General features: G+C 64.7%; 12 protein-coding genes. 6 read left to right on the top strand and 6 right to left on the bottom strand.

Annotated elements, in window-relative coordinates; all coding sequences use genetic code 11:
- Window position 1: 1 nt before the first annotated feature.
- The 4 genes from ACIIOY_RS22830 (at window position 2) to ACIIOY_RS22815 (ending at window position 5,635) form a co-directional block, all read left to right on the top strand.
- The gene (locus ACIIOY_RS22830; RefSeq protein WP_411036972.1) at window positions 2–1,501 is read left to right on the top strand and encodes an aldehyde dehydrogenase; all 1,500 of its coding nucleotides are present in this window, start codon (window positions 2–4) and stop codon (window positions 1,499–1,501) included.
- Window positions 1,498–2,844 (top strand): NAD(P)/FAD-dependent oxidoreductase, encoded by a 1,347-nt coding sequence (locus tag ACIIOY_RS22825; protein WP_411036971.1) that lies wholly within the window; start codon window positions 1,498–1,500, stop codon window positions 2,842–2,844. The genes ACIIOY_RS22830 and ACIIOY_RS22825 overlap by 4 nt, the downstream gene beginning before the upstream one ends.
- Before the next feature lie 70 nt (window positions 2,845–2,914).
- The gene (locus ACIIOY_RS22820; RefSeq protein ID WP_411036970.1) at window positions 2,915–4,468 is read left to right on the top strand and encodes a trimethylamine methyltransferase family protein; all 1,554 of its coding nucleotides are present in this window, start codon (window positions 2,915–2,917) and stop codon (window positions 4,466–4,468) included.
- Between the two features lie 60 nt (window positions 4,469–4,528).
- The gene (locus ACIIOY_RS22815; protein WP_411036969.1) at window positions 4,529–5,635 is read left to right on the top strand and encodes a mandelate racemase/muconate lactonizing enzyme family protein; all 1,107 of its coding nucleotides are present in this window, start codon (window positions 4,529–4,531) and stop codon (window positions 5,633–5,635) included.
- Window positions 5,636–5,707: 72 nt separating this feature from the next.
- On the opposite strand, the gene ACIIOY_RS22810 is transcribed toward ACIIOY_RS22815, so the two are convergent.
- The 5 genes from ACIIOY_RS22810 to ACIIOY_RS22790 all read right to left on the bottom strand — a co-directional run bounded on the left by ACIIOY_RS22810 (window position 5,708) and on the right by ACIIOY_RS22790 (window position 10,321).
- Window positions 5,708–6,745: a CE1 family esterase gene (locus ACIIOY_RS22810; RefSeq protein WP_411036968.1), complete on the bottom strand. Its 1,038-nt coding sequence runs from the start codon at window positions 6,743–6,745 to the stop codon at window positions 5,708–5,710.
- A gap of 375 nt (window positions 6,746–7,120) precedes the next feature.
- On the bottom strand, window positions 7,121–8,260 hold the full coding sequence (locus tag ACIIOY_RS22805; RefSeq protein WP_411036967.1) for a formylglycine-generating enzyme family protein: 1,140 nt from the start codon (window positions 8,258–8,260) through the stop codon (window positions 7,121–7,123).
- Entirely contained in the window at window positions 8,257–8,643 is a 387-nt protein-coding gene (locus tag ACIIOY_RS22800) for a DoxX family protein (RefSeq protein ID WP_411036966.1), read from the bottom strand. Before ACIIOY_RS22800 ends, ACIIOY_RS22805 begins: the two co-directional genes overlap by 4 nt.
- A 9-nt stretch (window positions 8,644–8,652) precedes the next feature.
- Entirely contained in the window at window positions 8,653–9,393 is a 741-nt protein-coding gene (locus ACIIOY_RS22795) for an SDR family NAD(P)-dependent oxidoreductase (protein WP_411036965.1), read from the bottom strand.
- Window positions 9,380–10,321 (bottom strand): NAD-dependent epimerase/dehydratase family protein, encoded by a 942-nt coding sequence (locus ACIIOY_RS22790; RefSeq protein WP_411036964.1) that lies wholly within the window; start codon window positions 10,319–10,321, stop codon window positions 9,380–9,382. Before ACIIOY_RS22790 ends, ACIIOY_RS22795 begins: the two co-directional genes overlap by 14 nt.
- A gap of 91 nt (window positions 10,322–10,412) precedes the next feature.
- Here ACIIOY_RS22790 and ACIIOY_RS22785 point away from each other — a divergent pair, with 91 nt between their 5' ends.
- Complete coding sequence (locus tag ACIIOY_RS22785) at window positions 10,413–11,303, top strand: LysR family transcriptional regulator (RefSeq protein ID WP_411036963.1); 891 nt, start codon at window positions 10,413–10,415, stop codon at window positions 11,301–11,303.
- A 245-nt stretch (window positions 11,304–11,548) separates the two neighbouring features.
- Here ACIIOY_RS22785 and ACIIOY_RS22780 read toward each other — a convergent pair whose 3' ends face one another.
- Window positions 11,549–12,667, bottom strand: a complete 1,119-nt coding sequence (locus tag ACIIOY_RS22780) for an NADH:flavin oxidoreductase (RefSeq protein ID WP_411036962.1) — start codon at window positions 12,665–12,667, stop codon at window positions 11,549–11,551.
- A 100-nt stretch (window positions 12,668–12,767) separates the two neighbouring features.
- Here ACIIOY_RS22780 and ACIIOY_RS22775 point away from each other — a divergent pair, with 100 nt between their 5' ends.
- Window positions 12,768–13,133, top strand: coding sequence for a winged helix-turn-helix transcriptional regulator (locus ACIIOY_RS22775; RefSeq protein ID WP_411036961.1), 366 nt, complete (start codon window positions 12,768–12,770; stop codon window positions 13,131–13,133).
- Window positions 13,134–13,220: the final 87 nt, after the last annotated feature.

Below are 13,220 nucleotides of genomic sequence, written 5' to 3'. Positions count from 1 at the left end.
TATGGGCGATCTTCTGACACATGACGAATACAAGGCAATCGCCGCTGGCCTCGATTTTCCGACGCAGGCCTTCATCGACGGCAGCTTCCGGCCCGCCATCTCCGGCAAGACGTTCGAGACGATCAATCCGGCTACCGGAAAGGTCCTCGCGAAAGTGGCGGCCTGCGGCCCCGAGGACGTGGACTTCGCCGTCGCCAAGGCGCGCGACGCCTTCGAGGACGGCCGCTGGTCGCGGCTTCATCCCTCCACACGCAAGGAAATCCTCATCCGCCTCACCAAGCTGATGAAACGCAATGCCCGTGAGCTTGCCGTCCTCGAAAGCCTCGACAGCGGCAAGACGATCTACGACTGCGAGAACGTCGACGTTCCCGAGACGATCCATTGCCTCACCTGGCATGCCGAACTGATCGACAAGATCTACGACCAGGTCTCGCCGGCCTCCGACAATCACATCGCCATGATCGTGCGCGAGCCGGTCGGCGTCGTCGGCCTCGTGCTGCCGTGGAATTTCCCGCTCCTCATGCTCGCCTGGAAGATCGGCCCTGCCCTGGCGGCCGGCAACTCGGTCATCGTCAAGCCGGCCAAGGAAACGACATTGACGGCGCTGCGCGTTGCGGAACTCGCCATGGAGGCCGGCATCCCGGCCGGCGTGTTCAACGTGCTTCCCGGCGGCGGCGCGGATGTCGGCGAGCCGCTCGGCAAGCACATGGACGTCGACATGGTCTCCTTCACCGGTTCCACCGAGACCGGGCGCCGCTTCCCGCGCTACTCGGCCGACTCCAATCTCAAGGAAGTCACGCTCGAAATGGGCGGCAAGAACCCGGCTGTCGTTCTCGACGATGCGGAAAACCTCGACCGGGTGGCCGCGCACCTCGTCAACGGTGCCTTCTGGAACATGGGCGAGAACTGCTCGGCCTCTTCGCGCCTGATCGTCCAGCGCGGCGTGAAGGACGAGCTCCTGAAGCGCATGGTCGCCCATGCCCGCGAATGGCCGATGGGCGATCCGCTCAACCCGGAAAACCGCGTCGGCGCGCTCGTCTCGAAGGCGCATTTCGAGAAGGTCAGCTCCTATCTCGAAAAGGGCCAGAAGGTCGTGCTCGGCGGCAAAGCCAAGGACGGCTTCGTCGAGCCGACCATCATCGACATCGCCGACCGCGAGGCAAAGGCGGTGCGCGAGGAAATCTTCGGGCCGATCCTGACGGTGCTTACCGTCGACAGCTACGAGGAGGCGATCGCGCTCGCCAACGACACCGAATACGGCCTTGCGGCGTCGATCTACACCGCTAATGCCAAGCGGGCGATCCGCGGCGCCCGCGCCATCCGCGCCGGCACCGTGACCGTGAACTGCTTCGGCGAGGGCGACATCACGACGCCCTTCGGCGGCTTCAAGTCGTCCGGCTTCGGCGGCCGTGACAACGGCATCCACGCCCACGACCAGTATACGCGCATCAAGACGATCTGGATCGACCTCACCGACGACGTGGACGAGGCCGTGTCTTGATCAACCTCAAGGCCGAAAGGCTGCCGGTCCATCGCGGGCCGGCGGCCTGGAGCGCGATCCTTCCCAATCAGGCGCCGCCGGTCAGGCTTGACGAAAATCTTTCCGTCGACGTCGCCATCGTAGGCGGCGGCTTCGCCGGCCTCTCCGCCGCCCGCCGGCTACACCAGATCGATCCCAGCACCCGCATCGCGGTGCTCGAAGCCGGCCGGCTGGCGGAAGGCGCATCCGGCCGCAACTCCGGCTTCATGATCGACCTTCCGCACGACCTGTCCTCTGAGGACTATGCCGGCAAGGGCGTCGCTGCCGACCGGAAGACCATCGCCCTCAACCGGGCGGCCATCGCCTTCGCCCGCTCGGCGGTCGAGGAATACGGGATCGATCCGGCCTGGTTCGATCCGGCAGGCAAGATCAACGGCGCCGCAAGCACTACGGCCCACGAATTGAACCGCAGCTATGCGGCCCATCTCGGCCATCTCGGCGAATCCAGCGAAATGCTCGATGAGAAGGCGATGTTCGAGGTGACCGGCAGCCGGCATTATATCTCGGGCCTTTATACGCCCGGCACCGTCATGCTTCAGCCCGCCGGCTATATCCGGTCCGTCGGCGCGAGCCTGCGCAGGGCGGGCGTTTACATTTTCGAAGAATCGCCCGTGGCACGCATCGCCCAGACCGGGCAGAGCTGGGAGCTGGCGACGACACGCGGCAAGGTCGCCGCCGCCAAGGTGATCCTTTCCAACAACGGCCACCTCGAAAGCTTCGGCTTCAAGCGCGGGCGGCTGATGCACATCTTCCTTTACGCCTCGATGACCGTCGATCTCGACAGGAACACGCTGGCAAAGCTCGGCGGCCATCCGCGCTGGGGCATCACGCCCTCCGACCCGATGGGAACGACCATGCGGCGGATCGATACCGCCCAGGGCGGCAACCGCATCATCACGCGCACCTGCGCCAGCTTCGTGCCGGGCATGATACCCTCGGAGGCCGCGCTCGCCCGCACGGCGCGCATCCACCGCCGGAAGTTTGCCGACCGGTTTCCCTCGATCGCCGATGTGCCGATGGAATACAGCTGGGCCGGCCACCTCTGCCTCAGTTTGAACGGCGTCGCTGTCATGCGCGAGCTGGAACCGGGTCTTTTTTCCGCCTGCTGCGACAACGGCCTCGGAACGGTGCGCAGCACCCTGACGGGGATCGGCGCCGCTGACCTTGCCGCGGGCAAGCCCTCGGAAATCTCGGCCCATTTCCTCGCCGAGGGGGAGCCGGCGAAGCTCGCCCCCGCCCCTTTCGCGCAAATCGGGGCGAACCTCTACCTCAAATGGCGGGAATGGCAGGCGCGCCGGGAGTAGCGCGCACGCGGCGGAACCGTCGTTTTTCTAAGCCCTCATACCTTGTTGGAACCATCAGGAGGAAAGCCCTATGAACGATGTGGCAGTCCGGCAGAGCCGACACGGGGGACGCGACGCGCGGCGCAGCCGCCGCACGGCGCCAGATTTCGCGATGCTGCCGTCGCTTCACCGCGGCCTGCCGGTCACGGAGCTCATGGACGCGGAACATGTCGCGCGCATCGACGACGCGTCGATGTCCATCCTCGAAGAGGTCGGCGTCGTCTTCCGAGATCCGATCGCGCTGGAAGACTGGAAGCGGGCGGGCGCCGACGTGCGCGGCGAGCGCGTGCATCTCGACCGCGCCCTCATCCGCGAGCTGATCTCGACGATCCCCGCCGGCTGGACCTACCGCGCCCGCAACCCGGAACGCAGTCTTCCTTTCGGCGGCAAGCATTCGATCTTCGTACCGATGACCGGGGCGCCCTTCATCCGCGACCTCCATGACGTCCGGCGCTGGCCGACGATCGCCGACCTCAACATGTTCCACAAGCTGGCGCACATGTCGCCGGCGCTCCATTCGACCGCGCACCATATCGTGGAACCCATGGACATCGTGGTCAGCCACCGGCACCTCGCCATCACCTACTCGTCGATGAAATATTCCGACAAGACCTTCATGGGCATGACGACGTCGGGCAAGAACGCCGAGGATGTCATGGACATGTGCGAGATCCTATTCGGCGCCGAGACCATGGAGGAAACGCCTGTCGTCACCGGAAACTGCAACGGCAACTCACCGCTGGTCTGGGACGAGACGATGCTCTCGGCCATGCGCGCCTTCTGCAGGCGCAACCAGCCGGTGCTCTGCTCGCCCTTCGTGCTCGGGGGCGCCAACACGCCCACATCGGTCGCGCCCGCCGTCGCGCAGCTCAATGCCGAAGCCCTTTCCGCCCTCGCCTATACCCAGGTCATCCGCAGGGGGTGCCCGGCCATTTACGGTCACTATCTTTCCACGGTTTCAATGAAGTCTGGCGCACCCATGGCCGGGACGCCCGAGATCAGTCTGATGAACTTCATGATCGGCCAGATGGCGCGGTTCTACGGCGTGCCGTGGCGCACCTCCAACCTCCTCGGCGGCGCCAAGACCTTCGACGCGCAGGCAGGCTACGAGAGCGCCATGACCATGAACGCCGTGCTGCATGCCGGCGCCAACTACATCTGGCACTCCGCCGGCTGGAACGAGGCGGGCATGCATTGCTCGGTCGCGAAATTCGTCGTCGACGCGGAAATGTGCGCCATGGGCTACCGCATGACCGAAGGCGTGCGCTGGGATGATTTCGACGAGGCGCTGTCGGCGGTCCGCGACGTCGGCCCGGGCGGCCACTATCTCGGCCATCCGCATACGCAGGCGAATTTCGAGCGCGCCTTCTTCATGCCGAAGCTGTTCGACAACAACTCGATCGAACAGTGGCAGGCCGACGGTTCGCAGGAGATCACCGCCCGCGCCCTGCAATATGCCCGCAAGCTGCTGGATGACTACCAGGAGCCCAAACTCGACGAGGCCGTCGACGAGGCGTTGCAGGACTACATGGCCCGCCGCAAGCGCGAGATCCCCGCGGTCGATGCGCTGAACACCGAGCACTGAACCCGTTCCCTCCCAGCCTGGCCGTCTTTGCGAAGACGGCCATTTTTTTGAGGCCGTCCCATGAAGATCAAGGAAATCCATATCTACTCGCATATCCTGCCGGTGCTGAACGGTCCCTACCTGATCGCCAGCAGCAGGGTCTCTTCGCTCGATTCCACGCTCGTGAAGATCGTTGCGGATAACGGCCTCGTCGGCTGGGGAGAATCCTGCCCCGTCGGCCCGACCTACCAGCCGCATCATGCGGCCGGCGCCCGCGCCGCGCTGGAGGCGATGGCGCAAGGCCTGATCGGTGCCAACCCGCTGCGGCCCGTCGCGCTGCGCCGGACCATGGATGGCCTCCTGAACGGCCACCAATATGCCAAGGCTGCGGTGGATATCGCCGCTTACGACCTCATGGGCAAACATTTCGGCGTGCGTGTCGCCGACCTCCTCGGCGGCGCCGTCACCGAGCGGGTTCCGTCCTACTACGCTTCCGGCGTCGGCGAGCCGGACGAGGTCGCCCGCATCGCCGCGGAGCGGGCGGCGGAGGGCTATCCGCGCCTCCAGGTCAAGGTCGGTGGCCGCCCGGTCGAAATAGACATCGCCGTCGTGCGGAAAGTTTGGGAGCGGGTCGGCGGCAGGATGCGCCTCGCCGTCGATGGCAACCGGTCGCTTACCACCGGCGACACGCTGCGTCTCAGCCGCGAATGCCCCGAGATCCCCTTCATCCTGGAACAGCCCTGCAACACTCTCGAAGAGATCAAGGCGATCCGCCACCAGCTGCACCATGCCGTCTATCTCGACGAGAACGGCATCGACCTCTCGACAGTGCTTCGTGCCATAGGCGAAGGCCTATGCGACGGATTCGGCATGAAGGTCACCCGGATCGGCGGCCTCCAGCAGATGGCCACCTTCCGCGACATCTGCGAGGCACGCTCGATGCCCCACACCTGCGACGACGCCTGGGGCGGCGACATCATCGCCGCCGCCTGCACCCATGTCGGCGCGACGGTTCTGCCGCGCCTGAACGAGGGAGTGTGGCTCGCCCAGCCCTATATCCAAGGCCACTACGACCCGGAAAACGGCATTGCCATCGAGGGCGGCCATATAAGGCTGCCGGAGGGCGCGGGCCTGGGCGTGGTTCCCGAAGAAGGCCGGTTCGGACCGCCGGTCGCCTCCTTCGGATAGCACGAACGGACTTTGCCGATCGCCGTGCTTTGACTTTGCCGGCACTCAACGCGGTGGGCTATCGAACGCCGCTCAGCCGGACCGTTCCGTCGCGTTCCCCGCGGTCAGCGGCATTTCTTCCGGCGTGCGCGTGTTCTTGAAGAACTCCCACATGCGGCCCGTCGCGTCCCGCTCCGAAGTCACCTTGCCGTTCGCATCGAAGGTCCGGAACAGGACACTGCGTGCCGGCCAGGCATGGGTGTTCTCCTTGAGCAGGTAGGACGTGATGCGCGCGCCGCCGGCGCAAGCCTGGAACGACAGGGCCGTCATCGAGGCTTCGGTGACGACGTTGCCCTTGCCCTGGCACTTGTCGAGCTCCGCCCAGCGCCTCAGCGCGGCCTCGCCGCCATATTGCCAGTAAGGTTTGCCGCCGCCCAGGAAAGGATTGGTGACGTCCTTCATGCCCGAGAAGGCGATGATCGAGATGGGATGGCCGGGCTTGCAGCTTGCGACATCCGGCTGCCAGACGCCGTCGCGCTCCACGGGATAGCCGGCGCGCAGGCCCATGACGAAGCCGGCGGCGGCGAATTCCCGATGTCCGTTGCAGATATATTGGGACAACATGCGTCCGCCGCCCGAATAGCCGGAGGCGTAGATGCGGGTCGGGTCGACGCAGAACGTGTCCCTGACCGTCTTGATCGCATCCTTGATATAGCGCTCGTCGTCGAGTTTCCCGCCGTGCGTCACGCCCGGCACGTTCCAGGCATGGGTGCCCTCGTATTGACCGTCGAGGCTGCCTTGCAGCGCGACCGCGACGAACCCTTCATGCTCGGCAACGGCATCCCAGCCGCTGCGGCGGAACTGGCCTGCCGGACCGGAATTGCTGCCATGGAAGTCGAAGACGACCGCAAGCCTGGTCTTCCCGTCATAGGCGGCCGGGATGTGAGCCAGCGCCGGCCGCTCGATGCCGCCGGTCTTCACCGTGAATTCCATCCGGCCGGGTTTCAGCGGCTGGCCGCATCCTGCGGCGAAACCGGAACCCGCCAGGCCGAGGAAGAAGAGCAGCCCCATCGCCGTCACGCGGACGGAGGCTTCAGGCCGCAACCGGCCACGCAGACGAAGTATATCCATCAAACGCCCTGTGATTTCTGAAGTGTTATGGCGGCTCTTTTGGCCCGCACTGAGGACCGACTCGCCTGACATCGAGGCTGCTGCCGCCGCACAATCACATGCCGCGGCGCTCCCGGCATGTCAAGCGCCGCGATCGTCGCCCTGCGAACAATTTCAGCGACATCCGCACTGCTTCGACCGCCCGAGGCAGATCATGGCATGGATTGGCGCCGTTCTAAGGGGCGTGGTCGCCTCGGTGCTTCAGACCATCCGCACCGCACGCTTGTGAGGACACCCGGGAGATATTTGTCGGAAAGTGACACCGTGAGATCGTGAACAAGGCCACCCAGCAGGCGCAGGAGCGTCATTTATGCTCGGGTACCGTTCTTCTATGGGTCAAAGGCTTCGGGCGACCCGGATGCCGCCGCCGCTGCCCCGTGCGTCGGGCGCATGTGCGTCACGGTCGGCGGCGCGCAGGCGCACCTGGTCGTTTCCCCAGGAACCGCCGCGCAGCACACGCTTGGCGCATTGTCCCGCCAGGCTCGCGGAGCCGTCCAACGGCGCTTCCGCATAGTCGGCGTAGCAATCTTCCGTCCACGACCAGACATTGCCCGCCATGTCGTGAAGGCCAAACGCGTTCGGCGGGAAGCGTCCGACAGGAGCGGTGAAGTGGAATCCATCCGAACAGCTGAAAGCGCTCCAGTCCGGGAACCGCGCCTTGAGCGTGGCGTCGGCGACATTGGCATGAGCGCATGCGTCAGCTTCGTCATCGCCCCACTGAAACCGCGACCGGGTTCCGGCCCGGGCGGCGTATTCCCACTCGGCCTCCGACAGGAGCCGATAGCCATGGCCGGTCTTGGCGGACAACCAGGCCGCATACGCCTTGGCGTCGTCCCAGCTGACGCAGACGACCGGCTCGTCCGGCCCCTGTTTGAAACCGGGATCGCGCCAGTTCGCCCGGGGATTCCTCCCTCGTTTGCCGTTGCTGTCTGCCGTGTTGCAGCCGCTGACGACAGCCCGGCCGGTGTCGGCCGTGAACGTCTCATACGCGGCCACGGTCACGGCGAACCGTCCCACGGCGACGGGCTGGTCGATCGTCACCCGACGCGGCGGACCTTCGTCCGGCTTATGGCCGGCGTCGCCTTGAGCCGTGCCCATGGTGAATTCGCCGGCGGGGACGACCACCATCTCCGGACAGATACCGGCGCAGTCGATGATGCTGGTGATCGCTCCGGGGACGGCGTGGACGACCGACGGCCGGTCGATGGCCGGACCAAGGACCTGTGAGGCCTTCGCGGCGGCGACCAAGGCCGCCGTCTTCGCCTTGAGGTCGGCGATTTCCGCCGCGGGATCAGGATGCGCCGCCTTCCAGGCGTGGTAGACATCGGCCGGCGCCGCTGCAGCCGCCACCGGCGACGCCAGGGCCAGCGCCAGGCTCAAGCCCAGCCGTCGCTGCATCGACCGCCACCGCACGACTGAAACCGGCTCTTCCTTCGATCGGTGCGCTGCAACCGATGCGTCGAGAATGTCGGTCATGGAGCAAATCCTTTCGTGCGTGGCACCTGTTCCCTTCGCAACCAAAGCACGGCGGTGCAGAGAAGCAGCAGGACGATAGCGGGCAGCGGATTGCCGCCGATAAGCGCCAGATGGGTGAACACGGCGCCCGCCATGGTGCAGGCCAGAAGGCCGGCACCATAAATCGCACTGCGCGGCGGGAGGACCAAAAATCCTCCCGCGATTTTGATGGCGCCGGTCAAGAACCGAAACCACTGACCGACGCCGATCTGGTCGAATAGCGCCACCATCTGCGATGCGCCGGAAAGTTTGGCTGCGCCGGCCGCCAGGAACGTCACGGCAAGAAGAATGCGCAGGGTCCAGTCCGCGATGAGCAGCCGCCGCGCCTTGAATCCGATCGGCATGGCTACCTCCTACAGCCGCAGCCAGCCGCCGTCGACAACGAGCGTCTGACCGGTGACGAAGCGGGCATCGTCGCTGGTAAGAAAGGCGACGGGACCGGCGATGTCCGCCGGTGTGCCGAGGCGCTTGATCGCCTGCTGCATATAGACCTGCGCCTTCTGCTCGTTGGGCATGCCGCTTGCGCCTTCGGTATCGGTGATACCCGGATGGACGGCATTGACGATGATGTTGTCGGCGGCCAGCTCGCTGGCAAGCGCGCGGACCAAACCGATGACCCCCATCTTCGAGGTCACATAATGCGAAAACCCCATGCCGGGTGGCGTGACCATGCCGACAGCGTCGGAACCGATCGCGACGATCGAGCCGCCGCCGCCCTTGCGCATCAGGGGGACGATAGCGCGTGCGCCCAGCAGGTGGGCGTCGAGGTTGACTGCCATAACCTTTCGCCATTCTTCCGGTGTCATCTGGTCAAGGGTCGCCATGGGATAGATGCCGGCTGCATGGACGAGAATGTCGGCTCGTCCGAACTTCGCCTCGACGTTCCTTGCAACGTTCGCCCAGTCCGCCTCCTGCGTCACATCCGCCGCGATGGCAACCGCCCCGTTGCCGATCGACGACGCCGCGTCCGATGCCTTTTCGCGGTTGACGAGGACGACCTTTGCTCCTCGCTTGGCGAGCAGATCCGCAACTCCGCGGCCGATCCCCTGCTTGCTGCCGGTGACGATCGCGACTTTTCCTTCATGAGTGGTCATTGTTTGGTCCTTCCAGGGTTGATGGTGTGGCAAGCGCCCGCAAGCGCGGTTCGCCGATTTCGGACAGCATGTCCGTATGGCGCGGCGCCCAGCCGAGTGACTTTCGTGTCTTTGCATCCCGCACACGGCTCGATACGCTCATGATCAGCGCACCGAACTCTCCCCAGATTTCGGCGGCCTCGGACATGGAGACCTTGCGGGTCTTGCAGCCGAGGTCGCGGGCGACCGCTTCTGCAATCCAGCGATTGGGGATTTCGCCGGCGGCGGCGTGATAAACGGCACCGGCTTCGCCCCTGGCTATCGCGAGCTCGAACAGCCGGGCGACATCGTCGATATGGACGTTCGAATAGGAGGCAAGGCCCTCGCCGATGTAGCAGGCGGCACCTGTGGCGGCGACCGAACGGTAGACCATCGACACGTGCCCATGATCGTTCGGCCCCCAGATCAGCGGCGGACGCACGACGATGCCACGGACGCCGCGCGAGGAGGCTGCGCGGACGAGCGTCTCTGCTTCAACCCGGGCGGCGGCGAGCGGCTCGGGCTCGAACGGATCGTCTTCGCCAAAGCTTTCGGCGCTCCAAGCTCCTTCCGTGCGCTGGCACAGGACACCGGATCCGGACAGGAAAACAAACGTCTTGCCGGTCCCCTCGAGCGTATCCAGCAATGTCTCGACTGCTTCAAGTTCGACAGGCGGTGGGACCTGTGCCGCGAGAACGACGACATCGGCCTGCCGGGCAAATTCGGTCACCGCCAGCAAGCGCGCGTCGAGATCGCCGATCTGTGCGGCCATTCCGGCTGCGGCCAAACGCCCGGCAGCCTCGCCGTTACGCGCCAGGCCCGTGACACGATAGCGACGCGATACGAAATGACGGGCAACGGCGTTACCGACAAATCCAGTCGCACCGATGATGAAAACGTGCTGAGCCATTGCAATGCTCCTTTCGCAACGAAAGGTAGGAATTGCAGATCAAGAGATGTAGCCTATATCATTCGATAGAATCTATCTGGAAAGCAGATACATGCTTGACGGCGTCTCCCTCGACCACCTTCGTACATTCGTCGCAGCCGCCGATGCCGGCAGCTTCTCGGCGGCCGGCAGGGCGATCGGCCGTGCCCAGTCCGTCGTAAGCCAAAGCATTGCAAATCTCGAAGGCCAATTGGGTGTCAGGCTTTTCCAGCGCAGCGGCCGCTATCCGGAACTGACCCAGCAGGGCGTCAATCTGCTGGAAGATGCCCGACGCGTTGTGCTGGAAGCCGACAAGTTGAAAGCCAAGGCCAAGAGCCTGTCTGGCGGACTTGAGCCGGAACTGTCGATCGTCGTCGATGTCATGTTCCCGCACAATCTTCTCACCAATGTTCTCTCGAGGTTCAAATCGCAGTTCCCGTCGACCCCGCTTCGGTTGCATGTGGAAGCTTTGGGCGCCGTCTCGCAGACAGTGCTGGATGGGCGTTGCAGCCTTGGAATTACGGGTACGCTGCCGTTCCCTCCCCCGACCCTATCGACGGAGGCCCTTCTGAGCGAGCCGCTGGTTACCGTAACGGCGCCGGGATCACGCCTGGCCTCGGTTGAGCAACCTGTGAGGCTGCAAGATATCGCCAACGAAACGCAATTGGTCCTGACAGACCGCTCGGCGATTACTCATGGCACCGACTACGGGGTGCAGGCCAAGAATATCTGGCGGTTGGCCGATTTGGGCGCCAAGCATGCCCTGTTGCGGGCAGGCCTCGGATGGGGTCACATGCCGCTTTGGCTCGTAGCCGATGACCTTGATGACGGTCGTCTCGTTACGATCACCCTGGAAGGTCCTGCCGCAGGAATCATGCCGTTTCAGGCGGTCTATCCGACGAACACCCTCCCCGGCCCTGCGGGACGATGGTTTCTTGATCACATTAAAATTGAAGAAAAATGATTGCGGCCATCCTACTTCACAAACCGGTCATGCAGCTTACGCCATCTGTATCGATGAGCCGCGGGACATCCCGCGTCGGAAGGCCCGGCAAATGCCCCGCAAGGGCGGTGAAGCGGGCCAGCGGACCGATACGAATCCAGATCGGGACGCGCTGCGGGGCGGCCATTGATCAGCCGCCGCCGATTTCCCCTGACATCCCGGCCTATCGGCCCGCTGGCCTGTTGCCTACGACACGACGAGGTCGCTCAGACCAGTTCCGCGAGCGCCGCGGGGCTGAAACCCTTCAGCTTCTCGAGGTCTCCGTCTCGAACATGCGCCACCCATTGCGGATCGCTGAGAAGAGCGCGACCGACAGCGATCAGATCGAACTCGTCGCGTTCCATCCGTTCCACCAGCCGATCGAGCGCGACGCTCGTCGATGACTCGCCGCCGAAGGCCGCGAGGAATTCGCCCGACAGGCCGACAGATCCGACGCTGATGGTCGCGGCACCGGTGAGCTTCTTCGCCCAGCCGGCGAAATTCAGCCCGTTCGCGCCATCGACCTCGGGAAATTCGGGTTCCCAGAACCGGCGCTGCGAGCAATGCAGCACATCCACGCCGGCGTCCACAAGCGGCTGAAGCCACTCGGCCATTTCACGCGGCGTCTCCGCCAGCCTCGCGCCATAGTCCTGCTGCTTCCACTGGCTCACGCGAAAGCTGATGGGAAAGCCTGGCCCAACCGCGGCGCGCACCGCCGCGACCAGCTCCTGGGCGAACCGGGCGCGCTCGCCTATGCCGGCGCCGCCATAACGATCATCGCGCAGATTGGTCCCGGCCCAGAAGAACTGGTCGATCAGATAGCCATGCGCGCCATGCAGTTCGACGATATCGAAGCCAAGCCGCTTGGCCTCAGCGGCAGCCTTGGCAAAAGCCGCGATCGTGTCGGCGATCGCACTGTCGCTCATGGTTTCGCCGCGTGGCGTGCCGGGAGCCAGCAAGCCCGACGGACTCTCGACGGGTACATCCGGCTCCCAGCCGCTCATGCCTTTCGTTGAGCCTGTGTGCCAGAGTTGCGGACCCATCCGGCCGCCGGCCGCGTGCACGGCATCGATCACGCCCTTCCAGCCGGCAAGCGCCGCCTCGCCATGAAAGAACGGAATGCCGGGCTCGTTGCGTGAGGCCGGACGATCGATCACCGTGCCTTCCGACAGGATCAGGCCCGCGCCGCCTTCGGCCCGGCGGCGATAATAATCCGCGTTGGCGGAGCCAGGCACGCCGCCGGGTGCGAAGCCGCGCGTCATCGGCGACATCACGATGCGGTTCGGCAGTTCGAGCGAGCCGATGCGAAAAGGGCGGAAAAGAACGTCGGTGTTGGTTGCAGTCACGTTGCGGTGCTCCGTTGAAAATGGAGCCTTATAGGTATACAGAGGAAACCTGGGGTCAATAACGCACTTTCAATTGCCCAGGTATACCGGAGTAAACCGCATGAGCACGCCGCAACGTTTCGCCGTCGATTGCCCGAGCCGCCTCCTCTTCGATCAGATCGCCGACAAGTGGTCGATGATGGTGCTCACCGTCCTGGACGACGGCCCGATGCGGTTCAATGCCGTGAAGCGGTCGCTGGAAGGCGTCACACAGAAGGCGTTGACGCAGTGCTTGCGCCGCCTTGAGCGCAACGGGCTGATCTTGCGGCGCGTCATCCCCGTTTCGCCGGTCGCGGTCGAATACGAAATCACGCCGCTGGGGCGGTCGCTGCAAACGCCGTTCAAAGCGCTCTACTCGTGGACGTTGACGCATTTCGACGAGGTGGAAGCAGCACGCCAGGCCTTCGACAAGCGGACGGCCAATTAAGCGCCGATCGATGTGCACCGGAGGATTGCAGCGCGTCGGACGGTCGGGCCAATGGCTCGCGCCTCTTCAGCTCAAAACGAGATCGGG

The sequence above is a fragment of the Shinella agrisoli genome (assembly GCF_046557955.1).
Taxonomy (GTDB): Bacteria; Pseudomonadota; Alphaproteobacteria; order Rhizobiales; family Rhizobiaceae; genus Shinella.
This window is presented reverse-complemented; position numbering and strand designations above follow the sequence as displayed.